The organism is Bacillus sp. FSL R5-0286, from assembly GCF_038593245.1.
Classification (GTDB): Bacteria; Bacillota; Bacilli; order Bacillales; family Bacillaceae; genus Bacillus; species Bacillus altitudinis.
Map to the genome: position 1 here is coordinate 950,690 of NZ_CP151977.1, position 25,991 is coordinate 976,680.

The 25,991-nt window shown below is 41.4% G+C and carries 24 protein-coding genes; 18 read left to right on the forward strand and 6 right to left on the reverse strand.

Annotated elements, in window-relative coordinates; all coding sequences use genetic code 11:
• Window positions 1-23: 23 nt before the first annotated feature.
• Window positions 24-590 carry a class D sortase gene (locus NST24_RS04765; RefSeq protein WP_081114735.1) on the forward strand — a complete coding sequence of 189 codons (567 nt, stop codon included), beginning with the start codon at window positions 24-26 and terminating at the stop codon, window positions 588-590.
• A gap of 34 nt (window positions 591-624) precedes the next feature.
• On the opposite strand, the gene NST24_RS04770 is transcribed toward NST24_RS04765, so the two are convergent.
• Entirely contained in the window at window positions 625-1,527 is a 903-nt protein-coding gene (locus NST24_RS04770) for an RluA family pseudouridine synthase (RefSeq protein ID WP_056705076.1), read from the reverse strand.
• A 108-nt stretch (window positions 1,528-1,635) separates the two neighbouring features.
• On the opposite strand from NST24_RS04770, the gene NST24_RS04775 reads away from it, so the two are divergent.
• The 3 genes from NST24_RS04775 to NST24_RS04785 all read left to right on the forward strand — a co-directional run bounded on the left by NST24_RS04775 (window position 1,636) and on the right by NST24_RS04785 (window position 4,503).
• Window positions 1,636-1,977, forward strand: a complete 342-nt coding sequence (locus tag NST24_RS04775) for a DUF5365 family protein (protein WP_138278325.1) — start codon at window positions 1,636-1,638, stop codon at window positions 1,975-1,977.
• 307 nt (window positions 1,978-2,284) lie between these two features.
• Window positions 2,285-2,950, forward strand: coding sequence for an HAD family hydrolase (locus NST24_RS04780; protein ID WP_017366913.1), 666 nt, complete (start codon window positions 2,285-2,287; stop codon window positions 2,948-2,950).
• Window positions 2,951-2,964: 14 nt separating this feature from the next.
• The gene (locus NST24_RS04785; RefSeq protein WP_007497061.1) at window positions 2,965-4,503 is read left to right on the forward strand and encodes a bifunctional GNAT family N-acetyltransferase/carbon-nitrogen hydrolase family protein; all 1,539 of its coding nucleotides are present in this window, start codon (window positions 2,965-2,967) and stop codon (window positions 4,501-4,503) included.
• Window positions 4,504-4,548: 45 nt separating this feature from the next.
• On the opposite strand, the gene NST24_RS04790 is transcribed toward NST24_RS04785, so the two are convergent.
• Window positions 4,549-4,965, reverse strand: a complete 417-nt coding sequence (locus NST24_RS04790) for a hypothetical protein (protein WP_135009109.1) — start codon at window positions 4,963-4,965, stop codon at window positions 4,549-4,551.
• Window positions 4,966-5,131: 166 nt separating this feature from the next.
• Here NST24_RS04790 and NST24_RS04795 point away from each other — a divergent pair, with 166 nt between their 5' ends.
• The 11 genes from NST24_RS04795 (at window position 5,132) to NST24_RS04845 (ending at window position 18,648) form a co-directional block, all read left to right on the forward strand.
• Window positions 5,132-5,548: a VOC family protein gene (locus tag NST24_RS04795; protein WP_024719950.1), complete on the forward strand. Its 417-nt coding sequence runs from the start codon at window positions 5,132-5,134 to the stop codon at window positions 5,546-5,548.
• An 83-nt stretch (window positions 5,549-5,631) separates the two neighbouring features.
• Entirely contained in the window at window positions 5,632-6,549 is a 918-nt protein-coding gene (locus tag NST24_RS04800) for an AEC family transporter (protein ID WP_007497064.1), read from the forward strand.
• A 28-nt stretch (window positions 6,550-6,577) separates the two neighbouring features.
• Window positions 6,578-8,170: a PucR family transcriptional regulator ligand-binding domain-containing protein gene (locus tag NST24_RS04805; RefSeq protein ID WP_342462399.1), complete on the forward strand. Its 1,593-nt coding sequence runs from the start codon at window positions 6,578-6,580 to the stop codon at window positions 8,168-8,170.
• A 241-nt stretch (window positions 8,171-8,411) separates the two neighbouring features.
• A complete protein-coding gene (locus NST24_RS04810; protein WP_144666981.1) occupies window positions 8,412-9,749 on the forward strand; it encodes an aspartate aminotransferase family protein in 1,338 nt (445 codons plus the stop codon).
• A gap of 163 nt (window positions 9,750-9,912) precedes the next feature.
• Window positions 9,913-10,470 (forward strand): glycerol-3-phosphate responsive antiterminator, encoded by a 558-nt coding sequence (locus tag NST24_RS04815; protein WP_017360356.1) that lies wholly within the window; start codon window positions 9,913-9,915, stop codon window positions 10,468-10,470.
• A 215-nt stretch (window positions 10,471-10,685) separates the two neighbouring features.
• Window positions 10,686-11,501 (forward strand): MIP/aquaporin family protein, encoded by an 816-nt coding sequence (locus NST24_RS04820; RefSeq protein ID WP_008349011.1) that lies wholly within the window; start codon window positions 10,686-10,688, stop codon window positions 11,499-11,501.
• A gap of 15 nt (window positions 11,502-11,516) precedes the next feature.
• A complete protein-coding gene (gene glpK, locus NST24_RS04825; RefSeq protein ID WP_007497075.1) occupies window positions 11,517-13,013 on the forward strand; it encodes a glycerol kinase GlpK in 1,497 nt (498 codons plus the stop codon).
• A 139-nt stretch (window positions 13,014-13,152) separates the two neighbouring features.
• Window positions 13,153-14,814, forward strand: a complete 1,662-nt coding sequence (glpD, locus tag NST24_RS04830) for a glycerol-3-phosphate dehydrogenase (protein ID WP_039169256.1) — start codon at window positions 13,153-13,155, stop codon at window positions 14,812-14,814.
• Window positions 14,815-14,958: 144 nt separating this feature from the next.
• Window positions 14,959-16,704 (forward strand): phospho-sugar mutase, encoded by a 1,746-nt coding sequence (locus NST24_RS04835; RefSeq protein ID WP_024719954.1) that lies wholly within the window; start codon window positions 14,959-14,961, stop codon window positions 16,702-16,704.
• Between the two features lie 151 nt (window positions 16,705-16,855).
• A complete protein-coding gene (locus NST24_RS04840; protein WP_342462400.1) occupies window positions 16,856-18,001 on the forward strand; it encodes a GAF domain-containing sensor histidine kinase in 1,146 nt (381 codons plus the stop codon).
• A complete protein-coding gene (locus tag NST24_RS04845) occupies window positions 17,998-18,648 on the forward strand; it encodes a response regulator transcription factor (protein ID WP_007497084.1) in 651 nt (216 codons plus the stop codon). Before NST24_RS04840 ends, NST24_RS04845 begins: the two co-directional genes overlap by 4 nt.
• Before the next feature lie 158 nt (window positions 18,649-18,806).
• Here NST24_RS04845 and NST24_RS04850 read toward each other — a convergent pair whose 3' ends face one another.
• Window positions 18,807-19,055, reverse strand: coding sequence for a YhdB family protein (locus tag NST24_RS04850; RefSeq protein WP_008349000.1), 249 nt, complete (start codon window positions 19,053-19,055; stop codon window positions 18,807-18,809).
• A 248-nt stretch (window positions 19,056-19,303) separates the two neighbouring features.
• On the opposite strand from NST24_RS04850, the gene NST24_RS04855 reads away from it, so the two are divergent.
• Window positions 19,304-19,567: a YqzG/YhdC family protein gene (locus NST24_RS04855; protein WP_224562989.1), complete on the forward strand. Its 264-nt coding sequence runs from the start codon at window positions 19,304-19,306 to the stop codon at window positions 19,565-19,567.
• 45 nt (window positions 19,568-19,612) lie between these two features.
• On the opposite strand, the gene NST24_RS04860 is transcribed toward NST24_RS04855, so the two are convergent.
• The gene (locus NST24_RS04860) at window positions 19,613-21,088 is read right to left on the reverse strand and encodes a catalase (RefSeq protein ID WP_024719958.1); all 1,476 of its coding nucleotides are present in this window, start codon (window positions 21,086-21,088) and stop codon (window positions 19,613-19,615) included.
• Window positions 21,089-21,248: 160 nt separating this feature from the next.
• Window positions 21,249-21,680, reverse strand: a complete 432-nt coding sequence (locus NST24_RS04865; protein ID WP_007497090.1) for an Rrf2 family transcriptional regulator — start codon at window positions 21,678-21,680, stop codon at window positions 21,249-21,251.
• Between the two features lie 183 nt (window positions 21,681-21,863).
• Here NST24_RS04865 and NST24_RS04870 point away from each other — a divergent pair, with 183 nt between their 5' ends.
• Window positions 21,864-23,063, forward strand: a complete 1,200-nt coding sequence (locus NST24_RS04870; protein ID WP_342462401.1) for a globin domain-containing protein — start codon at window positions 21,864-21,866, stop codon at window positions 23,061-23,063.
• A gap of 76 nt (window positions 23,064-23,139) precedes the next feature.
• Entirely contained in the window at window positions 23,140-24,555 is a 1,416-nt protein-coding gene (locus NST24_RS04875) for a SpoVR family protein (protein WP_024719961.1), read from the forward strand.
• 50 nt (window positions 24,556-24,605) lie between these two features.
• On the opposite strand, the gene NST24_RS04880 is transcribed toward NST24_RS04875, so the two are convergent.
• Window positions 24,606-25,970 (reverse strand): alkaline phosphatase, encoded by a 1,365-nt coding sequence (locus NST24_RS04880; RefSeq protein WP_058337533.1) that lies wholly within the window; start codon window positions 25,968-25,970, stop codon window positions 24,606-24,608.
• Window positions 25,971-25,991: the final 21 nt, after the last annotated feature.

Below are 25,991 nucleotides of genomic sequence, written 5' to 3' on the forward strand. Positions count from 1 at the left end.
AGCAAAGACAAAGGAGTTAACGCATGAAAAAATGGCTTGCAGTGATTGTCATGTCAGCGGGGATTGTGGTGCTTGGCTGGGGAATTTGGCAAATCGCTTCTACTCACTTACAAACAGCACATTCGTTAGAGGAAGCAAAGAAGGTCGTAGAAACTGATCAAGGGATGACAAAGGAAAAATTTTCACCTGAAATGGGGAAAGCCTCTGGCATCCTGACCATTCCGAAATTAAAAGCCGATTTGCCGATTGTTGAAGGGACAGATGCGGACGACCTTGCCAAAGGCGTCGGTCATTATAAAGGCAGTTATTACCCTGATCAAAATGGACAAATCGTTTTGTCGGGACACAGGGATACGGTCTTCCGCCGGACTGGTGAACTGGATATTGGGGATCAACTGAAAATCACTGTACCGTATGGTGAGTTTGTTTATGAAATTACGCATACGAAAATTGTGGATCAGTATGATACATCCATTATTACCTTACAAAATAAAAAAGAAGAGCTTGTGTTAACCACATGCTATCCATTTCATTTTGTCGGCAACGCACCAGAGCGGTACATTATTTATGCGAAAAGAGCATCTGTCTAACGTCAAAAGAGCCTGTATGATCAGGCTCTTTTTTCTACATATTGTCCATTAATTCAGCCATATCAGGTGGAAGCGGTGCTTCTATCGTCAGCTTTTCACCTGTGAATGGATGGTTCATGTCTACTTGTTTGGCATGAAGGGCGCATCTGTTTATCAGGTCACGCTTCCCGCCATATAATGTATCGCCAGCTAAAGGATGCCCGAGACTGCTAAGATGGACCCGAATTTGATGCGTTCTGCCTGTTTCTAATCGCAGCTTAACGGCCGTCATCTGTAAACGTTTATTGAGATGGAAGACCTCATAATGGGTCTTGGCGCTTTGACCAGTAGGAGAAACCCTCCTTCTGACGGCATGGTGTTTATCACGTCCAATGGCTGCTTGGATCGTTCCTTTCTTTTTCTTAAACAGTCCTTGTGCGATGGCAAGATACGTTCTGTTAATCGCTTTTTTTGAAAGCATTTGATCGAGTACAGCATGTGCCAACCTGTGTTTGGCAAAAATAACGGTGCCGCTTGTGTCTTGATCCAGCCTATGTATATGTCTGACCCGCTTTTCTTCTCCATTTGCTTGAAAATGGAAAGCGACTAGGTTCGCCAGCGTACCTGTTTGTCCTTTTTCATTTGGATGCGTCGGCTTTCCAGCAGGCTTTTGGACAACTAATAAATGCTCGTCTTCAAAGAGTACCTCTAATTCACCGTATTCTGGCGTCACATCACTTTCTTCCGTCTCAAATAAATCAATGAGAATCTGATCACCTGTACTCACTTTTGCAGCATGGTGGGCAGGTTTTTGATTGAGACGGACTTTTTGGTGCTCCATCCAAAAATGGATAATCGGTTTAGAGGCAGACACTTCGTCTTTTAAAAATTGACTTAAGGAAATGCCATTTTGCTGCTCACCTACTTTTAGGGAGAGCGTGTGTCCTTTTATGATCATGATATTCGTCCTCTCTTTGGGTATATATAGGAAACACTTACCTTAGCGAATGACTTTTTTTCTGTGCTATTCTGAATGGAGTAATAACGACAGAGAGGTAGATGCCACGTGAGATTAATGAAAGCTGCGACAGACCTTCAAGAGCAGGCAATTGAAGAAGTATCAAAGGAAATTGAAGATCTCTTATCCCATTCTGTCAATGGAGAAGCGCAGGAAAAACAACCCCGGCTTACATTCATTGATGGTGTGTATAACGGGACAATGGATGATGCTTTTCGTATCTTATCTGGTCTTCAGCTATTACATACCATTATTTTAAAGCCGAAGCGACATATCACAAAACGAGATCGTGAGTTATTTGAACTCAACCGTGAACAAGTTAATGCGTGCGGCTTTTCTTTCCCGTTTGATTTAGATGATTTTGCAGGCCGTCACCTTCAAAATGCGTAAAAGTTGGTGTGAACTTCCTTGTTAACTTACAAGGTCGTCGCACATACTATTTTTAAGGGAACGGAGAAACCTTCAAGATCTGCAATACCAATTCCGCTCTTTTTCAACAATGTCTATTCTCCACGAATCGGAGCGCTTGGATCTCTTGCAGAAAGAATCGAACATGACAGGAGCCTGACAAAACGATGCAGGCTCCTTTTATACATAATCATTTTAGCAGACATTCATCTTTGAAAGTCAATTTTATTCACGATATGATAGCAGTATGGAAGATATTTCAGACTTTCGGAAAAAAGGAGTGGCCTCTTTGGTAAAGGCGATTATATTTGATTTTGATGGATTAATTTTAGATACAGAAACACATGAATATGAGGTTCTGCAGGAAATGTTTGCGGAGCATGAATCGGAGTTGCCTCTGTCTGTATGGGGAAATGTGATTGGAACGCAGGCAGGTTTTAAGCCTTTTGAATATTTGGAAGAGCAGTTAGGAAAGACATTAGATCATGAGGCACTCACAGAAGACCGGCGTTCACGTTTTCAAAAGAGAATGAAGGACGAAGCAGCAAGACCTGGTGTAGAAGCTTATTTAGAAGCGGCAAAGGAGCTTGGAATTAAGATTGGACTTGCTTCCAGCTCAGATTATAAATGGGTGTCTGATCACCTGAAACAAATTGGACTTTTCGATTACTTTGAATGTATCCGCACGTCAGACGATGTGGAAGAAGTGAAACCTCACCCAGAACTTTATTTGCAAACCGCACAATGCTTAGGCGTTGAGCCAAAAGATTGCGTGGCATTTGAGGACTCTGTGAATGGGTCAATCGCTGCTAAACGAGCGGGTATGAAATGTGTCATCGTGCCAAATAAAGTGACGAGCACACTGCAGTTTGAAGAATATGATGCGAGATTAGAATCCATGGCTGAAATCGAATTGCTCCAGCTATTCCATCAGCTTGAAAAAGAGGATCAGTAAGGGGGCAATACATCATGGCAGAAAAACTAGATTTAACGCGATTTGAAAAAAGAATGGTGATTCGAAATATTAGAGAAGAAGATATCGACCGAATCATTGCATTGCAAGAGGTATGCTTTCCAGGCATGGACCCTTGGAAAAAAGAGCACCTTGAAAGCCACCTTGAACATTTCCCAGAAGGCCAGTTCTGTGCGGAATTCGAGGGAGAAATCATTGGCTCATGTTCAAGTTTATTAATTAACTTTGATGAATACGATGATCGTCACACATGGCAGGACATCACAGATGATGGATATATCACAAACCATAATCCAGATGGGATGAATATGTACGGAATTGAAGTAATGGTCAGTCCTGAGTACCGCCGGATGAAAATCGGTCATCGTTTATACGAAGCAAGAAAAGATTTAGCGAGAAGATTAAATTTAAAAAGCATCATCATTGGCGGACGTATCCCGAATTATCATAAATATCAAGAGGAAATGACGCCTCGCCAATATGTAGAGCAAGTCATGCTGCACCAAATTTATGATCCTGTGCTATCTTTTCAGCTGTTAAATGAATTTAGCCTGATGCGGATCAATCCGAATTACTTGCCGGATGATAAAGCTTCCAGTACGTACGCAACGCTAATGGAATGGAACAATGTCGATTATCGCCCGCAATCGAAAAGATATTATAAATCGGCGTTCCCAGTACGAATTTGTGTCATTCAATATGCAATGAAGCAAATTCATTCCTTTGAGGAATTTATGAATCAAGTGGAGTATTACGTGGATGTGGCATCAGATGCGTCAGCTGACTTTGCCGTTTTCCCGGAAATCTTTACAACGCAGCTTATGTCATATTTAGAAGAGAGATCACCAAGTCTAGCAGTGCAGCGGATCACAGAATATACCGAGGACTACATTAATTTGTTTACAGATCTCTCGGTCAAGTACAACATTAATATCATCGGTGGTTCTCATTTCGTTGAAGAGGAAGGGAAAATCTATAATATCGCCTATTTATTTAGACGTGATGGAACGATTGAAAAGCAATATAAGCTTCATATCACGCCGAATGAAAGAAAATGGTGGGGGATTTCAGCTGGTGACCAAGTCCGGGTATTTGATACGGACTGCGGTAAAATTGCAATCCAAATTTGCTACGATATTGAATTCCCTGAGCTTGCTCGAATTGCAGCTGACAAAGGAGCGAAAATTATTTTCACTCCATTCTGTACAGAAGACCGTCAAGGCTATTTACGAGTACGTTACTGTGCGCAGGCGAGAGCGGTTGAAAATCAGATATATACGGTCATTTCTGGAACGGTCGGAAACCTTCCGCAAACAGAAAACATGGATGTCCAATATGCACAATCAGCAATCTTTGCACCATCTGATTTTGAATTCGCAAGAGATGGCATTGTAGGGGAATGCAACCCGAATATTGAAATGGTGGTTGTCGGTGATGTCGACTTAGAAATATTAAGAAGACAGCGTCAAGATGGGACGGTTCGTCAGCTGAAAGACCGAAGAAGAGACGTGTACCATATTGAATATAAGAAATAACCAAAACAAGCGCCCCGCAATTATGCGAGGCGCTTTTCTTTATGTTTACATTTTCTTTAATGCGAGTGTAGCAAAGTGGGCAATGCTTTTGGCAGCTAAAAATGGAACGTCTGATTTGACAAGAGATTGATAAATCGTTTTTTCTACTTGTTTCCATGTAAGAGCAGGCTCTTCTAAAAGATTTTTTAAATCAGGTCCTACATGCTGGTTGAAAAACTGTTCAAATTGTTCACGTTTTTCTTGTCCGGCAATCACTTCTAATTTTTGTAGCCACTTTTCTTGTTTTTGGAAAGATTGTTCGATGTTTTGTTTAATGGTGTCTGTTGTTGAAGGAAGCTGAAAATCACTTTCTGCTGTCACCTGCTTCGTTTGAAGAGATGCAGCATCAGCTGTTTGTGTAATAGGTGAAGCGAATAAAAGGACAGAGGTGGAGAGCATCAAAGATTTTGCGATTGTTTTCATTAAGAAAACCTCCTAGTTCATTTAGTATTGTGCACGAGATTTATTATACATTTTTGTTAAAATAAGGTAATGGGGCTTACCGCTTATTTTTTCATGCGACAAAGGGATGCCAAATGAAAAGACGAATATACTGAATGGAAATGATGTTTTACAAAGGGAGAGGGATATGGGGCGAGAATCTAAACATCTGTATATCAATTTGCCGGTTAAGCATGTAAATGAGTCAAAGGATTTCTTTGAACAGCTAGGTTTTGACTTTCAACAAGAACTGACGAATGAACATGCTGCTTGTTTTGTGATGAATGAGACGATCACAGTCATGCTGTTATCACTTAAGCATTTCCAATCCATTTCAGAGAAGGAATTGGTAGATGCCAGAAATGGCGCAGAGGTCATTATCTCTTTACAGGTCGAGACGAGGGAAGAGGTTGATGAGCTTGTAGAGCGTGCGATCGCAGCTGGTGGTTCACCGTTTAAGGAAAAACAAGACCATGATTTCATGTATGGCTGGAGCTTTCAGGATCGTGATGGTCATTTATGGGAAGTGTTTTATATGGATGAGGAGAGAAGCGACCTTTCATAAGGGTGCTTCTTTTTTATTGATGATCAGTGGTATGATAAGAGGGTAAAAAATAAGGAATTCATCTAGAGAAAAGTAGGTGCTGCATGGAGTTTTTACTTGTCTTAATGCCAGTGTTCGGCATATTCCTTATAGGGTATATAGGGCAGAAGACAATTGGTTTTGATATACATACGCTCTCATCAATGTCTTTATATTTAATGTCACCTTTTCTTGCGTTTGAAACCTTTTATCAAAATAAAGTATCGATGGACTATGTGTACTTATCTATATTTGTCGTAGGGCTTTGTCTTTCACTTGTTTTATGTGTCTTCATTTTATCTCGAATTTACGGGTATTCGAATGAAACGTATTGTGCCATGATTTTGTCATCAGCATTTATGAATAATGGAAATTACGGCACGCCTGTTGTCCTTCTTGTTTTTGGAGCAGCTGGTTTAGATATTGCGATTGTGCTAATGGTCCTTCAGCAGCTCGTCATGAGTACGATCGGCATGTATTATGCAGCAAAAGGTGGAGAGGACGCGGGAGACTTGAAGGTCGTTCTAAAAAAAGTGCTGCGTATGCCGGTTGCTTACGGGGCTCTTCTTGGTTTATTATTTCAGCTCATTGACCTTTCATTACCTAAAGAGCTTATGACAGGTGTTCAGCTGGTCGGGGATGCAGCGATACCAACGATTATGCTGATTTTAGGTATGCAGCTCGCAGTGATTTCTTTTAAACAAGTGGATTATCGCAATATTTCCTATGCGGTGCTGCTGAAGCTCTTTATCTCACCACTCATCGCCTTTGGTTTTACACTTATTTTACCTGTAGATGATTTGGTGAAACAAATTATGATTTTAGTTGCAGCGATGCCGACAGCGGCGAATACAACGTTGATGGCTGTGCAATTTCGAACGAAGCCTGAGTTTGTCTCAAGCACGACGTTTCTCAGTACGATTTTAAGTATTGTGACTTTACCTGTTTTATTATGGATTTTATCCATGCACCCTCTGGGATAGGGGACGGCAAACAAAGGGGGACTTATGAATGAATGTAGATGTTCATTTTCAAGTAAGTGATGTGTTAAAAACGAAGCATTTTACGCATGCGAAAGTGTTAGCTGGGGAAAAGGGATTGTTTCGGCAGGTAAAATGGGTACATGTACTTGAAGTGCCTGCTGTAGAAGATTTGTTAAACGGAGGCGAGCTGATCTTAACGACGGCCGCAGGCTTCCATGATCAATTGGATGTCTTTCAGGCGTTTTTAAGGCAGTTGATTGACTCAGGTGCGGCTGGACTATGTATTGAATTTGTACCGCTCCGGTTTGATGTACCGGAAGAACTGATTATTTATGCAGAAGAACGTGATTTTCCGCTTATATTGTTTACAAAAGAAGTGAAGTTCGTCAATATTACACAGCATCTCCATACGATGATGATTGAGCGTCAGTATCAGATGATGGCGGATTTAGAAGCGTTGTCGTCAAAGCTGAATGAGCTTTTACTAACTCCTCATCCCCAGATGGATATTTTGGATCAAGTGTATCAGCACGTGAGAGGGATACTACTGCTGATCCCTGTTCAAGGTGAGCCGATTATTTTATGTGATTCTTCCAAACAAACAGAAGAGCTTGTGATGAATTATTTGCAATATGCTTCATTACCAAAAGGATATGAAGTGACGCAAAAACAAGTCCTTGCACTCAAACAAACCTTTGCAGACCTCGTCCTCATTCATCAATCGAACACGCTCTCGGAATTTGAACTGCTTGTGATGGATAAAGGAGCGAATGCCCTTGCCCAGCAAACATTAAGAGAGCTGTATACAGAAGAGCTGAAGAAGACAAAAGAGAATGAATGGCTGCAAAAATGGTTTCATGAAGAGCATACAGAAAGAGAAATCATAGAACACCTTGAGGAAACAGAAGGACTGAAAAAACCGACCGGCTGTGTGGTGATGCTCTTTCAAAAAAACCACCAAATAGAAGAAATCGCAGGGAATCTTTATTTTCTTGTCTCTTGCCGTTCTATTTTTCAGCGTGCTGGTTTCTATTTGATTGTGTACGAGCATCAAGGACAAACCTTATTTATTTTATTGAATACTAGAAAAGTTGAGGACTGGAAAGAGCGTGCAGAAAAAGCGGCAAACGACATCACGCAATTATATGACCGTGAGAAGCCCGGCGAGGCAGTCATCAATTATGGAATCGGTTCATATTGTGAGCAATTTCAGTACATGAGAAAAAGTTTTCAAGCAGCGAAAGAAGTGCTGCATTTAAAGAAAGTGATGCCGCAACGGATCAAAAGCCCATTTTATCAAGATTTACATATGCTTCGGTTGATGCCTGTCATGAAAGAAAGCGGGTTATTAGAATGCATGGTGAAAGAGTATTTAGAGCCGGTGATTTTATATGATAAACAAAATAGCGGCAGGCTCTATCAGACGCTGAATATCTTTTTACAGACAAACGGTTCTAAAAAAGAAACCGCAAGCCAGCTCTATATTGTGAGGCAGACGCTTTATCACAGATTGGATAAGCTTCATGCTTTACTTGGTGAGGATATGATGCAAGCGCCAAAACGTCAAGCGCTTGAATTTGCGATCCTTGCTTATGAATTTTTACAGGGGAATCGCCATTAACGGTATATGTTAGATTTGCCAAGGGATCAAGTAGAGTGTCTCATGGTTCTTTTCAATCAGTTGACGATCTGTCTAATGTAATGTGTCTGGCCCCTTTTTTATAATGAGAGTAACGACAGGGGCGGTCTTGTTTCAGTTTCATATGCCTCACTTTTTATCCATATAATGAATGGAGAGGTTATATGCAGGACCGGTTTAAGCTTCTTTGATGATGAAAACGGATACATGGGGGCGTGGGAAGATGAAAACACATAACGCACAAGATCTTCAGGCGAAAGATGATCAGTTCATTTGGCATCATATGAAAGGGACAAACAAAGAAAATGAAAGTATGGTGATTCATGAGGCAGAAGGCGCATGGGTGACAGATATTCATGGAAATCGCTATTTAGACGGGATGTCAGGACTATGGTGTGTAAATGCCGGATATGGACGTAAAGAGCTTGCAGAAGCGGCGTATAAGCAATTAAATACGATGCCTTACTACCCACTGACACAAAGCCATGTGCCAGCGATTCAGCTGGCTGAGAAGCTCAATGAATGGCTAGACGGGGACTATGTGATTTTCTTTTCTAACAGTGGTTCTGAAGCGAATGAAGCGGCATTTAAGATTGCCAAACAATATCATGCGCAAAAGGGAGAGAGTACACGCACAAAATTTATTTCCCGATATCGATCGTATCATGGCAATACAGCAGCAGCTCTAGCCGCAACGGGTCAAGCGCAGCGTAAGTACAAATATGAACCGTTAGGGCAGGGGTTTATCCATGTCGCACCGCCTGATATGTACCGGCATCCTGAGGATCAAGAGAGCTTGGCAAGTGCTGATGCAATCGATCAAGCGATGACGTGGGAATTAAGTGAGACCATTGCTGGCGTCATCATGGAGCCGATGATTACAGGAGGCGGTATCTTAATGCCGCCAAAAGGATATTTGAAGAAGGTGAAAGAAATCTGTGAAGATCATGGAGCGCTCCTTATTGTGGATGAAGTCATATGCGGCTTTGGCCGGACAGGAAAGCGGTTTGGATTTATGCATGAGGAAGTGAAGCCAGATATCATCACCATGGCAAAAGGGATCACAAGTGGATATTTACCGCTATCTGCAACGTGCGTGAAACGAGACATTTATGAAGCGTATGCAGGAGAAGATACGTATGATAGGCTACGGCATGTGAATACATTTGGCGGTCACCCTGCTTCCTGTGCGGTGGCACTTGCTAACCTAGAGATCATGGAAAACGAGCAATTAGTGGAGCGGTCAGGCACGCTTGGCCAAGACATGCTCGAACGTTTGCAAGAGTTAAAAGAGCATCCATTTGTCGGTGATGTGAGAGGAAAAGGCCTGCTGTTTGGAATTGAGCTTGTGCAGGATCAGGCGTCAAAAAAGCCAGCTGATCCAAGTGTAGTCGGTCAATTGATTGCAGAATGTAAAAAGCGGGGATTGATCATCGGGAAAAATGGCGATACAGTGGCTGGTTATAATAACGTGGCACAGCTCGCACCACCGCTAAATATCACTGATGAAGACGCCTCATTCATTATTCATACTTTAAAAGAAAGCATGGCGCAATTATAGCAGAGAGGTTTCTCTGCTTTTTTCTATGCCCTGAAAGGATCAGGTCTGAATCGATCTGCTAGGCTGAATGGTCAATGGGCACACTAGGTGTATTGAAAAAAACATGCGATTCTATTACTGTAAGGAGAAGATAGAACCAATACACACGAGAAGGAGACGACATATGAGTTTTCATGATCAACCCATTCTACCTGCTGTTCGCAATATGAAGCAATTTGAGGAATTTTTAAAAAGTCCATTTACATATGGGGTCTTACTAGATGTTCACTTAGGGCGGCTTAAGGGCATCATGAATGAGGCGAATGCGCATCATAAAAAAATGTTTGTCCATGTCGATCTCATTCACGGAATCAAACATGATGAGTACGGAACGGAATTTATTTGTCAGGAAATGAAACCAGCTGGCATTATTTCTACTAGGTCTTCTGTCATAGTAAAAGCCAAGCAGAAAAAGGTATATGCCATCCAGCGAATGTTTTTACTTGATACAAGTGCGATGGAAAAAAGCATGGAGTTTGTCGGGAAACATCGTCCAGATTTTATTGAAGTATTGCCGGGTGTCGTGCCAGATTTAATTACAGAAGTGCGCGAAAGAGCTGGAATACCAATATTTGCAGGAGGGTTTATCCGAACAAAAGAAGATGTAGAAAGGGCGCTTGCAGCAGGGGCGACAGCTGTCACCACATCGAATACAGAGCTTTGGAAAGCATTCCAAAAGTGAAAAAGATAAAATGTGAAAATTGATTGACAACGTTTTCATTCTCTGTTACTATAGCACTAAGTTAATATCATGTGATGGAGAAATGGAGATCCACAACGACGCTTTACTAGGTGACAAATGACCCTGATGTAAAGTATGTTTGTTGTGGATCTTTTTTCTTTATCTTTTCTACACATTTATAGGGGATGGCAACTGAACCAGAGGAGGAATTTTTCATGACACCATTTTGGGGTGAAGTCGTTGGTACAATGCTTCTTATTATTTTCGGAGGCGGTGTGTGTGCGGCAGTCAGTTTAAAGAAATCGCTCGCTTACCAGTCCGGCTGGATTGTAATCGCTTTCGGATGGGGATTTGCAGTAGCGATTGCAGCTTATGCCACTGGAGGAATCAGCGGTGCACATTTAAACCCGGCGCTGACAATAGGTCTTGCATTAGAAGGAAGTTTTCCTTGGGCCGATGTTCCAATGTATATTGTCGGTCAAATGCTTGGCGCATTACTCGGAGCTATTATTGTCTTCTTACATTACTTACCACACTGGAAAGCGACAGACGATCCAGGTGCAAAACTAGGCGTATTCTCAACTGGTCCTGCGATTCCGCATACTTTTGCAAACGTGCTCAGTGAAGTCATTGGTACATTTGTATTGGTGGTAGGAATTTTAGCGATTGGTGCAAATAAATTTGCAGACGGAGTCAATCCGCTGATTGTTGGTTTCTTAATTGTCGCAATTGGTCTTTCATTAGGTGGTACAACTGGTTACGCAATTAACCCTGCACGTGATTTAGGTCCAAGAATCGCACATGCCATTCTGCCGATTCCAGGTAAAGGTCCATCAAATTGGAAATATGCTTGGGTTCCTGTTGTTGGTCCAATTTTGGGCGGTGCATTTGGCGGTGTTTTCTATAATGCAGCCTTTAAAGCGAACGTCACACCAGCCTTTTGGATTGTAAGCGTTATTTTAGTTGTGGTATTGTTAGGACTCTATGTTTCTACGAAAAACCAGACAAATGCTGTCAATGAAAGTATGTAAGGGGAGGAAAACACCATGGCAAAAGAAAAATATATTCTCGCATTAGATCAAGGGACAACAAGCTCAAGAGCGATCTTATTTGATCAAGAAGGTAAAATTGCCCATACAGCTCAGAAGGAATTCAATCAATATTTTCCGAACCCAGGCTGGGTAGAACACAATGCAAATGAAATTTGGAGCTCTGTTCTATCAGTTATTTCAACTGCTTTAATCGAATCAGGAATTGAAGCAGATCAAATCGCCGGTATCGGAATTACGAACCAGCGTGAGACAGCTGTCGTTTGGGATAAACATACAGGCGCACCCGTTTACAATGCAATTGTTTGGCAGTCACGACAAACATCTGGTATATGTGATGAGCTAAAAGCGCAAGGGCACGATGAAACGTTTAGAAATAAAACGGGTCTACTCATTGATGCTTATTTCTCAGGTACTAAAGTGAAATGGATTTTAGACAATGTAGAAGGTGCTCGGGAGAAAGCAGAAAATGGTGACTTACTGTTTGGCACAATCGATACATGGCTCATTTGGAAAATGACTGGCGGTCAATCACACGTGACAGATTATTCAAATGCATCAAGAACGTTAATGTTCAATATTTACGATCTGAAATGGGATGAAGAACTACTTGATATTTTAGGTGTTCCAGCTTCCATGCTGCCAGACGTCAAACCATCATCACACATTTATGGTGAAACAACAGACTATCACTTCTTCGGTAAAAATATTCCGATTGCAGGAGCGGCAGGAGATCAGCAGTCTGCGTTATTCGGTCAGGCTTGCTTTGAAGAAGGAATGGCGAAGAACACATATGGTACAGGATGTTTCATGTTGATGAATACAGGGGAAAAAGCAATTAAGTCGGATCATGGATTGTTAACGACGATTGCATGGGGCATTGACGGCAAAGTTGAATATGCTTTAGAAGGAAGTATTTTCGTTGCTGGCTCAGCGATCCAGTGGCTGCGTGATGGACTTAGAATGTTTAAAGACTCAAAAGACAGTGAAGCTTATGCTGAGCGCGTTGAGTCAACAGACGGCGTATATGTCGTACCAGCATTCGTTGGTTTAGGCACACCATATTGGGATAGTGATGTCCGAGGCGCTGTATTCGGTTTAACACGCGGTACTTCTAAAGAGCACTTTGTTCGTGCAACGTTAGAATCACTTGCTTATCAAACGAAAGATGTTTTAGATGCGATGGAAAAAGATTCAAACATCTCACTTAAAACATTACGTGTCGATGGCGGGGCTGTAAAGAATGATTTCTTAATGGGCTTCCAAAGTGATTTGCTCGATGTACCAGTAGAACGTCCAGAAATTAATGAAACGACGGCACTCGGTGCGGCCTATCTTGCGGGAATAGCAGTTGGCTTCTGGAACGACCGTTCAGACATTGCAAAACAATGGAACCTTGACAAGCGCTTTGAACCTAAAATGGAAGAAGACAGCCGTGACTCGTTATACAGCGGGTGGAAAAAGGCTGTAAAAGCAGCTCAAGCTTTCAAATAAACAAAAAGTATGGTATACTTCAAGTAAGTTAATAGAACGGTTGGAGAACTGGAGAGACCGCAAGCACCGAAGTGTAGAAATACGCTTTGGGTGTTTGCGGTCTCTTTTTCTTTACCGTACAACATGGGAGGAACAAGAGATGACTTTTTCTAGCTTAGAAAGAGAACAAATGCTTCAGGACATGACAAAAAAACCATATGATGTGTTTATCATTGGTGGGGGTATTACAGGCGCTGGTACTGCACTTGATGCGGCTTCACGCGGAATGCGTGTCGGTCTTGCGGAAATGCAGGATTTCGCAGCAGGTACATCTAGCCGCTCAACGAAACTTGTACACGGCGGACTTCGTTATTTAAAACAATTTGAAGTGAAAATGGTCGCAGAGGTCGGTAAAGAGCGTGCCATCGTATACGAAAACGGTCCTCATGTGACAACGCCAGAATGGATGCTTCTTCCGATGCATAAAGGCGGGACATTCGGTAAGTTTTCAACTTCAATCGGACTTAGAGTATATGACTTTTTAGCTGGCGTTAAGCATAGTGAACGCAGAAGTATGCTAAGTGCAAAAGAGACACTTGCAAAAGAACCACTTGTGAAAAAAGATGGCTTAAAAGGCGGGGGCTACTATGTTGAATACCGTACAGATGATGCACGCCTGACAATTGAAGTCATGAAAGAGGCTGTGAAATTCGGGGCAGAAGCGGTCAACTATGCGAAAGTAAAAGAATTTATTTATGATAAAGGCAAAGTTGTCGGTGTTGTCATTGAAGATGTCACAACACAGAAAACATACGATGTATATGCGAAAAAAATCGTCAATGCGACAGGTCCATGGGTCGATCAGCTAAGAGACAAGGACCACTCAAAAGAGGGGAAACATTTACAACATACAAAAGGAATTCACTTAGTATTTGACCAATCTGTTTTCCCATTAAAACAAGCAATCTACTTTGACACACCTGATAAACGAATGGTCTTTGCGATTCCAAGAGAAGGAAAAACGTACGTGGGAACAACAGATACCGTTTACAAAAAACAGCTGGAACATCCGCGTATGACAAAAGCAGATCGTGATTACGTGATCAAAGCCATTCAATATATGTTCCCAGATCTTCATATTACAGAGAAAGACGTTGAATCTAACTGGGCTGGTCTTCGTCCACTCATTCATGAAGAAGGCAAAGATCCTTCAGAAATTTCTCGTAAGGATGAGGTATGGACATCATCTTCAGGCTTAATCACGATTGCTGGCGGTAAATTAACAGGTTACCGTAAAATGGCTGAACACATTGTGAATCTTGTACGTGATGGACTTAAAGAGGAAACTGGAAAAGATTTCGGACCATGTAAAACGAAACATATGCCAATTTCAGGCGGGCATGTAGGCGGTTCAAAAAATATGGCATCCTTTGTTCAAGCGAAAACGGCAGAAGGAGCATCCGTTGGTTTAACAGAACCGATTGCACAAAAATTAGCTGAGAAATATGGCTCAAACGTCAGCAATGTCTTCAAGCGTGTGGAGCAGCTTCAAGGGGAAGCAGACAAACGAAATATTCCCGCATATGTGTTGGCTGAACTTGTCTATGCGATTGAAGAAGAATTGGCTGTTACACCTGTCGATTTCTTCTTGAGAAGAACAGGCAGCCTATTATTTAATATCAATTGGGCAAAAACGTATGCACAGCCTGTTGTTGACTATATGGCAGATCGTTTTGGCTGGGATGAAGCGACAAAACAGAAACATCAAACTGAATTAGACCGACTATTCCATGAAGCAGTCGTACCGCTTGATGCTGAATAAGTAAAAAGCCGATCGTGTATCGGCTTTTTTTATTTTGTTCATCGTTTTTTCATATGTTCATGATATAACATGACATGAAGGATAATTCCATATAAAATAACAGTAGATGTTATTTTATTGATGATAAGAGCTGGGAGGACGACCATGAGTTGGAATACGAATTATGAGCGTTGGATCAATGAGAAGCACCTGGATACTGAACTAAGGGAATGGCTGGAGGCACATCAAGATGATCATCAAGCGCTTGAAGACTGCTTCTACAAAAACCTTGAGTTTGGTACTGGAGGAATGCGCGGAGAAATTGGTGCTGGAACGAACCGAATGAATGTTTACACTGTTCGAAAAGCATCTGCTGGTCTTGCTGCGTATATTGCAGCACATGGAGAGGATGCAAAAAAAAGAGGCGTCGCCATTGCCTATGATTCACGCCATAAATCTCCTGAATTTGCGATGGAAGCGGCCAAAACACTTGCTTCACATGGCATTCAAACATACGTATTTGACGAACTGCGTCCGACACCAGAACTCTCTTTTGCAGTTCGAGAACTGAATGCCTTTGCAGGGATTGTTGTGACAGCAAGTCACAATCCGCCAGAATATAATGGCTATAAAGTTTATGGAGAAGATGGAGGCCAAATGCCCCCATTTGAAGCAGATCAAGTCATTAAAGAAGTAGATGCCATCGAAAATGAATTAGCCATTTCAGTGGAATCAGAAGAAGTATTGAAGCAAAATGGTTTGATCCGTATGATTGGTGAAGAAATCGATCAAGCGTATATGGAAAAATTAAAAACCATTCGTGTGCACCCTGAGCTTGCAAAAGAAGTCGATGTCAAAGTGGTGTTTACTCCGCTTCATGGGACGGCGAATAAACCTGTCCGAAACGGACTTCAGGCCTTTGGTTATAAGCATGTGACGGTTGTGCCTGAACAGGAAAAACCAGATCCGCAATTCTCGACGGTTACGTCTCCAAATCCAGAGGAGCATGCCGCTTTTGAATACGCCATCAAGCTTGGCGAAAAGCAAAATGCTGATATTTTGATTGCGACAGATCCAGATGCAGATCGATTAGGTATCGCTGTGAAAAATCATGATGGTGAATTTACCGTTTTGACCGGCAACCAAACAGGTGCCTTACTACTTCATTATTTATTATCTGAAAAACAAAAACTAGGTCAGCTGCCGCCTCGCCCCGTTGTGATGAAAACGATTGTGACAAGTGAGCTTGGGCGTGCTGTTGCCTCAGCATTTGGAGCTGACACGATTGATACGCTCACTGGCTTTAAATTTATCGGAGAAAAAATCAAGCAGTTCGAGGAAAGCGGAGAATACACGTTTCAATTTGGCTATGAAGAAAGCTACGGCTATTTGATCGGTGATTTTGCACGAGATAAAGATGCAGTTCAAGCGGCGTTATTAGCAGTTGAAGTCGCAGCCTTTTATAAGAAACAAGGCAAGTCATTATATGATGCGCTTGTTGATATTTTTAAGGAATTTGGATTTTACAGAGAAGGGTTAAAGTCATTAACCTTAAAGGGGAAAGTAGGAGCAGAGCAGATTTCTGCTATTCTTCATACCTTTAGATCAAACCCGCCAGCTTCTATCGCCGGTCAGCGCATTACGGTCATTGAGGATTATCAATCAAGTCAAAGGCACCTTGTGGCTGAAAAGAAAGAAGAAACGATTCATCTGCCGGCATCAAACGTCCTGAAATATTTCCTTGAAGATGGCTCATGGTTTTGTTTACGACCTTCTGGTACGGAGCCTAAAGTCAAATTTTATATTGCAGTCAAAGGCACATCGTTAACAGACAGCGAAGAAAAGCTGAAACACTTATCAGAAGAAGTCATGAAAGTCGTCTATGACATTGTGGAAGAAACAGCTAAATAAAATATCACAAAGCCATCATGTCATGCATGATGGCTTTTTCTCAGTCAAAAGGATGAGAAAAAATCATCCTTTTTGAGAAAGAGCCGCACAGATGCTCATGGTATAATCAACATATTGATAAGAGAGGCAGTAAAAGCCGGGGGTACACACGATGGGAGATTACCAAGAAAAAGTCAAAACATTAAAAACGTTAAAAGAAATTGCTGAAAAGCTAAATGAAGGGATGGAAATGAAGGAAACGCTTCATGAAGTGCTTCATATGCTTATGGAAGTGACAGGCTTTCAAACAGCATGGATTTATTTTATAGAAGAAGACGGATCGTATGAACTAATGGCAGAAGTATGCTTACCTGAAGCGTTGGCAAAGGATCGAAAGCAATTGATGTGTCAAAACGATTGCTATTGCATCAACCGCTACACGAAAGGCTCACTGCAATCAGCTACCAATATCATCAATTGTAAACGGATTGAAACGGCGATTGAGCAAAAGCTTGGAGATACAGAAGGAATTACCCATCATGCAACCGTTCCGCTCCAAGCATGTAAGCGTACGTTTGGCTTATTAAATGTGGCGGCAAAAGGGAAGGTCACATTTACACAGGAGGAGCTGAATCTGCTTGAAAGTATTGCACTGCAAATTGGTACGGCTATTCAGCGCATGAAGCTTGTGCAAAATGAGCAGCAGCATGCACTTTTAGAAGAACGAAACCGGCTTGCGCAGGATTTACATGATTCTGTGAATCAAATGCTGTTTTCCGTGAGTTTGACTGCAAAGGCAGCGCGTCAAATGACAAGTGATCAAAAATTAGGTGAAATGATTGATTTTATTCAGCATTTATCACAAGATGCCCTCATTGAAATGCGATCACTCATCTGGCAGTTAAGACCAAAAGGGCTTGAAAAAGGATTTACAACAGCGATTGAAGAGTATGCACAGCTTTTAGGTCTAAATTGTTCATTGTCTTTATCAGGCTGTATGGAAATAGATCATTCAAAGCACGAAACCATATTTCGCGTATGCCAAGAAGCTCTAAATAATTGCCAAAAGCATGCGGGCGTTGAGAAAGTAGAGGTCAAACTGGAGCAATCAGGAGACACGTTTGGTATGAAAATCATCGATCAGGGAAAGGGATTTCAGTATGATGAACAAATGAGTCTTCCTTCATTTGGGCTGAAAGGGATGGCTGACCGTATCCGAAGAGCAGGAGGTACATTTTGCATCAATTCTGAGCTAGGGAAGGGAACGACGATTGATGTGAAAGTACCATTTTCTCAAGAAAGGAAGGGATTGTCATGAGGGTAGTCATTGCAGATGATCATCACATTGTCAGAAAAGGGCTGGTCTTTTTCTTGCAAACCCAGCCAGATGTGGACATCGTTGGTGAAGCATCCAATGGAGAAGAGGCACTACAGGTAGTGAGGCAGACAAAGCCTGACATTGTCTTGATGGATCTCTCTATGCCTGTAATGAATGGGATTGAGGCGACAAAGCAAATGACGCTGGATATGCCGGATGTCCGCATTGTCATTTTGACAAGCTATGCAGATAAGGACTATGTGATCCCTGCTATCCAAGCGGGAGCAAAGGCTTATCAGCTCAAAGATGTAGCACCTGAAAAGCTTCTCACGACAATGATTGAGGTGCAAAATGGTACGTACCAGCTAGATGGTCATATTACAGCTTTTCTTGTCCAGCATCTAACTGAACCTAAAGAGCAGAAATGGGCATTGATGAACGAACTGACCAATAGAGAACGTGATGTCTTATTTGAAATCGCAAAAGGGAAAAGTAACAAAGAAATCGCCTCATCGCTTTTTATTTCTGAAAAGACTGTGAAAACTCACGTGTCTCATGTGTTATCAAAGTTAGAGCTGGCAGATCGAACTCAGGCCGCTCTCTATGCGGTAGATTATCAAAAAAATCAGCCGAAAGAGCTGTTGTAAACAGTCATGGTGGACATTTCAAAAGACTTCATGAGTATTTCTCATGAAGTCTTTTCTTCTTTATGAAAGGCGGTTAGTAAAAGGATGAAAACAAAGAGCTAAAATAAAGTTCATTCTAGCCCTATGTCAACAATCTGAAAGAAAATCAACCTTTTCCTTTATGTGTACATTGGTTCAGCATATGCTTCAGCAACGGCAGCTTCTGAAGCATGGTCGATATACTGCAGGAGTCCATATAAACATTTTTCAACATCTGCATCGTTCCGGTTAAATTGATACGCATGTAAGAAATGCTCAATACGTTTCGAGAGCAAATCATCTTGCGTACGGACCATAAGAATAAGTAAATTATCCCATTGCGAGCGATGCGTATAATAAAGTGCCTTATCATAATCTGCCACATTCATTAAACCTTCTCCTTTCCCTTGAGAAGTCCTCATTAGTTTGCTCGGATCAGGTTGACTTTTTCAGGGGAAAAGTTGGTGTCTGCATAAACAGGGTACCGGGAATTATAGGCTGAATAAATGCTTGATGTATGAAAAACAACCAACCAGCAAAACCTAAACAAAATAGACATGAAAGTGAGAATATTGATATCATGCACCCGAAATTGTGGATGCTTTTTGCAGCAGGAATTGTTTTATTTGGCAGTCTCATGATTCATCCATCTTCACAAGCAGCTGTGCAGCCAGCAGAGAATTGGGAAAGGCTTGCGTATACTGCCTTGCAAGATGAATATGAAGGCGCCGCTTTAAACGATTATCATTACATTGGACGTACACAAGTGAATGAAGATCAAACAAAAGATGTGTTTCGTGTGACCGTGAAGGAAGGCTCCACACGATTTGCAGCACATGCAGAAATTTATTTTCATCCGGTGACGGGTCATTTGATTAGTATTAACGTATTCCGGCTATAAAAAAGCACCTCTTTTAAAAAGAGGTGCTCCAGCTGAAAAGAAGATTTATTTCATGCTTCCTTGAAGATATGAACGAATATCCACACCAAGTGAATCCGCTAAACGCTGTCCATAATCTTCATCTGCACGATAGAAGTTGCAGATCGCAAGTAATTTCGTTTTTTCATTTACGTCTTTCAAGTCAGCTGTCAAGTTTTTGATCAATGCTTGTTTCTCTTCTTCAGAGTAGCTTCGATATTTTTCTCCAGCTTGTTTGAAATCATTTGGTTTTTCAATTTTTTGTCTCACCATACGGTCACCATGAAGAACTGGTTCACTTTCTTTGTAGTGAGGGTTTTCTTTTGGCTGATCGTCATAACGGTTTGGTTCATAGTTAATATGACCGCTTGGACGAGTTGTTGTCATAAAGCCATCCTGTTGGTTATTGTGAACAGGCGCATAAGGACAGTTCACTGGGATGCGCATGTAGTTTGCACCTAGGCGGTGACGCTGCGTGTCAGGATAAGAGAACAGACGACCTTGAAGCAGTTTGTCTTCAGATGCTTCAATTCCTGGTACTAGGGCACTTGGCGTGAAAGCAGCTTGCTCTGTTTCAGCAAAGAAATTTTCTGGATTGCGGTTCAGTGTCATGCGGCCCACTTTTTGCAGCGGATAATCTTCCTCACTCCACGTCTTCGTCGGATCACATGGATCATAATCTAGTTCATCATAATCACTGAGCGGCATAAGCTGAACGTAAAGATCCCATGCTGGATAATTTCCTTTTTCAATACGATCATACAAGTCTCTTGTCGCATGCTGGAAGTCGTTTGCTTGAATTTCTGCAGCTTCTTCCATTGATAAATTGCGAATGCCTTCTGATGGTCTCCAGTGGTATTTCACATATTTTGTTTCTCCGTATTTGTTTACCCATCTAAACGTATGAACACCAGAACCGCGCATTTCAGCGTAGTTCGCAGGAATACCTTCGTCAGAGAAGAGCCATGTGAGCATGTGAGTGGATTCAGGTGTTAACGTCATAAAATCCCAATAACGGTCAGGATCTTGAATGTTTGTTACAGGATCTGGCTTGAGAGAGTGAACCATATCAGGGAACTTGAGTGCATCACGAATAAAGAAGATCGGCAAGTTGTTCCCAACTAGGTCATAGTTGCCTTCTTCTGTATAAAATTTGACAGCGAAGCCGCGAGGGTCACGTAATGTTTCAGGCGAACCTTTAGGATGAATAACCGTTGAGAAACGGACAAAAACGTCTGTTTGTTTTCCTTTTTCACTTAAGAAGGCTGCTCTTGTATGTTTCTCCATGCTATTTTCTACTTCAAATACACCATAAGCGCCGGCGCCTCTTGCATGAACGACACGCTCTGGAATACGTTCACGGTCAAAGTGTGCAAGTTTTTCAATCAAATGGTAATCATCAAGAAATGAAGGTCCCCTGTGACCAGCAGTTCTTGAGTTTTGATTATCGCCAACTGGCACGCCTTGATTCGTTGTCAAATTTTTATGATTAGAATTTGTCATTCTTTTTCTCCTCCTGTAAACAAAAAATGGTTTCTAGCAATCTATATACCCTAATTATATTGAATCAAACATGATAGTCAATATTTATTTATAATAATTTTAAATAAATTATTATTACAAGGAGGTAAAGAAAAAGACGAAAGAAATAAATTCTTTCGCCTTAGAGCAGAAGCTCTCTTAGAGCATCTTTGTTTTGTGTTAAATCACTTAATGTGTATTGATCAAGAACGCGTAAATAAGCAGTGAGAGCTTCATGAAGTACGTGCTTTAATGAACAAATCGGGGAGATAATACAGCTGTTTTTCTTCGGATCAAAGCATTCAACCATGACTAAATCATCCTCTGTATAGCGGACAACCTCACCAATATTAATGCTTTCTGGGCTTTTCCCCAGCCTAATCCCACCATTTCTTCCGCGGATCGTTTCTACATAACCACGTTTTCCTAGATGGTAAATTACCTTTGTCAGGTGATTTTTCGAAATGCCATAAATATCGGCAATCTGCTGAATATTTGACAGTTCATTGTTTTCTCTCGAAGCTAAATAAATGAGTACCCTTAATGAGAAATCTGTATAATTCGTAAGTTTCATTTGGACGACCTCTAAACCTAATAGAGTTTTGTATCATCGTAACACATTTTAGACAAAAACTGTTCGAGAAAGTACTAAATGTGACAACATTTAAAACATGTATTATAAATATTGCTTTTATACGTTGTCTTCCTTTACGATAAAGATGTATTTAAAATACATCTTTTGAAAGAAGGAATAACGATGTTATCCACAGATCAAATGAATGCCATTAAACAATCAGCCCCTCTTCTAAAAGCTGAGGGAACAAAACTTGTGACAGTTTTTTATCAAAATATGATTAGACAGCATCCAGAGCTACTCAATCAGTTTAATAAAACAAATCTCATGAATGGAAGCCAGCCAGAGGCGCTTGCGGCAACACTCTATCAAGCTGCACTGCACATTGACCGCTTGGCAGACTTGCTTCCTGCTGTGAAACAAATTGCCCATAAGCATGTCAGTGTCATGGTGAAAAAAGAGCAGTACCCAATCGTCGGATATCACCTTCTTGAAGCAATGAAAGAGGTATTTGGGTTATCAGAGGAAGATGACACATTGTTGGCTTGGAAGGCTGCATATGACATCATTGCGAATATATTCATCACCATTGAGGCAGAAATGATGGCTGAAAATGTGAAACAAACTGGTGGATGGGCAGATGTCAAACCGTTTATTCTGAAGAAAAAGAAACAAGAATCTCCATCACTCATTTCCTTTTATTTAGTACCAGAGGATGAATCTGAGCTACCAATGTATGAAGCTGGTCAATACATTACGGTGCAGGTAGATATGCCGGATGAAGCCTATGTATGCAGCAGACAATACAGTTTATCAGATCAATATCACCCATCTTACTATCGCATCACCGTGAAACGAGATGGGCATGTCTCCACATTCCTGCATGATGAAATGGAAGAAGGCGATGTTCTTCACGTCAGTATGCCGCAGGGAATGTTCTGCTTGCAAGATGACACAAAAGAACCCGTTTATTTGATTAGTGCCGGTTCTGGTGTCACACCAATGATTGGTTTAGTGAAAACAGCGTCGCATAACAATCAGCCATTCACGATGATTCATGCAGACAGACTAGAGGATGTAACTGCTTTTGAACAAGAGTTTGAACACGTTCTCACTTCATCTCCAGAGGGGCGTATTATCCTTTGTAACGAACAATTTGAAAAGAGTGTAAAGAGTGAGCTGGTTGAGAAGGTGGCTACGCGGATTGACCGACCTTTCCTTCAATCCGTCATTGGTGAAGGAAAAGGGCAATTTTATGTTTGCGGTTCCCCAGTATTTACTCAAGAGATGATCCTTATTTTAAAAGCGTTGGACATTCCGGAAGAGAATATCCATTTTGAAGCGTTCGGCGGGCAGTCCATGAAAGAGATGGAAGTCGTCTAAACAACTGGCTGAACATCATGTTTTTTTAGGTACGCTCATATAGTAGAGATAAGTCCGATGAGGAGGGATGGTTTCCTTGAGCGTATCTGAAAAGCGTCTTTTACAACGAGCCATTGATGAAATTACAGAAATTGCAGAAGGATTTGGTCTGGATTTTTATCCGATGAGGTATGAAATCTGTCCCGCGGAGATTATTTATACATTCGGTGCATATGGCATGCCAACACGATTTAGCCACTGGAGCTTTGGAAAGCAATTTCACAAAATGAAGCTTCATTATGATTTAGGATTAAGCAAAATTTATGAGCTGGTGATTAATTCAAATCCTTGCTATGCCTTTCTCCTTGATAACAATTCGCTTGTTCAAAATAAACTAATTGTGGCTCATGTCTTGGCACACTGCGATTTCTTTAAAAACAACTGCCGTTTCCAAAACACAAAACGAGATATGGTGGAAAGTATGTCAGCGGCAGCAGAGCGAATTAAAGAATATGAACATATCCACGGTACAAAAGAAGTCGAGTCCTTTTTAGATGCTGTATTGGCATTGCAGGAGCATATTGATCCGTCGCTTGTTCGTTCAAAATTAAGCTGGAATCTCGACGATGAAGATGAATATGAAGAGGACAAACCAAAACGTCAAACGCCATATGATGATTTGTGGGGAATGGATGAACCGAAAACACGTGAGAAAAAGAAAACGATCAAGCAATTCCCCCCAAAGCCAGAAAAAGATATATTGCTCTTTATCGAGGCACACTCCCGAGAGCTAGAGCCTTGGCAGCGGGATGTGCTGACGATGCTGAGAGAGGAAATGCTCTATTTTTGGCCACAGCTAGAAACGAAAATCATGAATGAAGGCTGGGCATCGTATTGGCACCAGCGGATTATGCGTGAACTTGATTTAGATTCAAGTGAATCGATTGAATTTGCCAAATTAAATGCAGGTGTCGTGCAGCCATCTAAGACAGGAATCAATCCTTACTATTTAGGGCTGAAGATTTTTGAAGATATTGAAGAGCGCTACGATCATCCATGCGAGGAATTGAAAAAAGCAGGAGTGACGGAAGGGTCGGGTCGCAGCAAAATGTTTGAAGTGCGGGAAATTGAATCAGACATTTCTTTTATTCGAAATTACTTAACGAAAGACCTTGTGATGAGGGAAGATTTGTACTTGTTTCAAAAGCAGGGGAGAGACTATAAAGTCATTGATAAAGAATGGAAGGCAGTCCGTGATCAGCTAGTCAGCATGAGGGTCAATGGCGGCTTTCCGTATTTGACAGTCATCGATGGCGACTATTTAAAAAACAATGAACTCTATATTAAACATTGGTATGAAGGCATTGAGCTCGATCTCAAATACTTAGAAAAGGTGCTTCCATATTTGTATCAACTATGGGGAAGAAGTGTGCACATCGAGTCAGTTCTTGAAGGAAAAGAAGTGATGTTTTCATACGATGGAAAAGGGGTTCATAGGAAGTATCTCACTTAATGATCAAAAAAGATGTCTACGACTAGACATCTTTTTTTGTGATTAGCACTTTATTGGTTTTTCAGCAGTTTGAAAATGTGTTTCGCTTGATCTGTATTTTCCATGAGCCCTTTTAGCTGTTCGCTTGTTGGCCCATAAGCATAAAATGGTACTTCATCCCCTGTATGACCCGATGTGGTCCAGCCTGTATGAGACCTTGTATTGATGACTTTTTCGATGGCATCATCAATTTGAACAGGATCTTTTGTTTCAGCTGCCTTTTGAATAGAGGCGATTTCCTCTTTTGTGAAATCAAGGTCGATGTATTGTTTGAGCGCAGTCTCGACCTTCATACCCCCTACAATTTTGTTTGCAATGAAATCAGGTGTCTTTTTTGCTGCTTTGACAGGCTGATAATCCCAGCTGCCCGATCCGTCTGCCCCGAAGGAAAGGCCGCCAGTTGAATGATCTGCTGTCGTGATGACTAACGTGTTTTTATCCTTTTTTGCGAAACGAATGGCTTCTTCAAATGCTTTTTCAAAATCTTTCATCTCACTCATCGCACTGACAATATCGTGGTCATGTCCAGCCCAGTCAATTTGACTGCCTTCAACCATGAGGAAAAATCCTTTTTTGTTTTTAGACAGCTGTTTGATGGCTGAGGATGTCATGTCTTGCAATGAAGGGGTCGTTTTATCACGATCAATTGCTTTATCGAGACCACCGTCAGCAAAAATGCCTAACAATTTTTGCTGTTTGTTTTTTTGTAAGTCAGCTTTATTGGTTACATAACGATAGCCTGCTTTTTGAAATTCTTTCGTCAAATCACGATCTTTGCGGACAAAATCGATCAGTCCTCCGCCAAGCATGACATCGACTGTATGCTGTTTGCCAATTTTCTCATCGAAGAAATCATCAGCAATGGCTGCTGTGTTTTTTCTAGAAACATCGTGGGCGGCATACGCAGCAGGTGTCGCATTGGTTAATTCAGATGTGACGACGAGACCAGTAGACTTTCCTTTGCGTTTTGCTTCTTCTAATACTGTTTTTAGTTTTTTGCCATTTTTGTTTACACCAATGGCGTTGTTGTATGTCTTTTGACCAGTTGCCATGGCTGTCCCAGCTGCTGCTGAATCAGTAATGTTACTTTTAGAATCATCAGGGTATGTTTTATGCATGCCAGTGAGGTAAGGGTCAAACGCTGTTTGCTTGGAAAGATCACCGTTGTGTTTAAATGAGCGGTAAGTTGAAAGGTAAGGTGTTCCCATGCCATCTCCAATGAGCACGATCACATTTTGTACGTCATTTTTTGGTTTCTTTTTAGCCTCAGCTTTGTCAGCCTGTCCAAATTCAATTCCTGAAAAAATACCAATCGATAACACTGATGCGGCTGCGATTGCAGCTATTTTCGTTTTCGAGCTTTTCAACACACTCATTCATTTTGCCTCCTCATTGTT

Coding starts and splice junctions, on each gene's coding strand:
- NST24_RS04845 (WP_007497084.1), top strand. CDS start 17,998: ATGAGGGTAGTCATTGCAGATGATCATCACATTGTCAGAAAAGGGCTG.
- NST24_RS04850 (WP_008349000.1), bottom strand. CDS start 19,055: ATGAATGTGGCAGATTATGATAAGGCACTTTATTATACGCATCGCTCG.
- glpD (WP_039169256.1), top strand. CDS start 13,153: ATGACTTTTTCTAGCTTAGAAAGAGAACAAATGCTTCAGGACATGACA.
- NST24_RS04820 (WP_008349011.1), top strand. CDS start 10,686: ATGACACCATTTTGGGGTGAAGTCGTTGGTACAATGCTTCTTATTATT.
- NST24_RS04835 (WP_024719954.1), top strand. CDS start 14,959: ATGAGTTGGAATACGAATTATGAGCGTTGGATCAATGAGAAGCACCTG.
- NST24_RS04800 (WP_007497064.1), top strand. CDS start 5,632: ATGGAGTTTTTACTTGTCTTAATGCCAGTGTTCGGCATATTCCTTATA.
- NST24_RS04840 (WP_342462400.1), top strand. CDS start 16,856: ATGGGAGATTACCAAGAAAAAGTCAAAACATTAAAAACGTTAAAAGAA.
- NST24_RS04805 (WP_342462399.1), top strand. CDS start 6,578: ATGAATGTAGATGTTCATTTTCAAGTAAGTGATGTGTTAAAAACGAAG.
- glpK (WP_007497075.1), top strand. CDS start 11,517: ATGGCAAAAGAAAAATATATTCTCGCATTAGATCAAGGGACAACAAGC.
- NST24_RS04790 (WP_135009109.1), bottom strand. CDS start 4,965: ATGAAAACAATCGCAAAATCTTTGATGCTCTCCACCTCTGTCCTTTTA.
- NST24_RS04855 (WP_224562989.1), top strand. CDS start 19,304: ATGATTCATCCATCTTCACAAGCAGCTGTGCAGCCAGCAGAGAATTGG.
- NST24_RS04870 (WP_342462401.1), top strand. CDS start 21,864: ATGTTATCCACAGATCAAATGAATGCCATTAAACAATCAGCCCCTCTT.
- NST24_RS04810 (WP_144666981.1), top strand. CDS start 8,412: ATGAAAACACATAACGCACAAGATCTTCAGGCGAAAGATGATCAGTTC.
- NST24_RS04770 (WP_056705076.1), bottom strand. CDS start 1,527: ATGATCATAAAAGGACACACGCTCTCCCTAAAAGTAGGTGAGCAGCAA.
- NST24_RS04860 (WP_024719958.1), bottom strand. CDS start 21,088: ATGACAAATTCTAATCATAAAAATTTGACAACGAATCAAGGCGTGCCA.
- NST24_RS04795 (WP_024719950.1), top strand. CDS start 5,132: ATGGGGCGAGAATCTAAACATCTGTATATCAATTTGCCGGTTAAGCAT.
- NST24_RS04865 (WP_007497090.1), bottom strand. CDS start 21,680: ATGAAACTTACGAATTATACAGATTTCTCATTAAGGGTACTCATTTAT.
- NST24_RS04815 (WP_017360356.1), top strand. CDS start 9,913: ATGAGTTTTCATGATCAACCCATTCTACCTGCTGTTCGCAATATGAAG.
- NST24_RS04765 (WP_081114735.1), top strand. CDS start 24: ATGAAAAAATGGCTTGCAGTGATTGTCATGTCAGCGGGGATTGTGGTG.
- NST24_RS04785 (WP_007497061.1), top strand. CDS start 2,965: ATGGCAGAAAAACTAGATTTAACGCGATTTGAAAAAAGAATGGTGATT.
- NST24_RS04880 (WP_058337533.1), bottom strand. CDS start 25,970: ATGAGTGTGTTGAAAAGCTCGAAAACGAAAATAGCTGCAATCGCAGCC.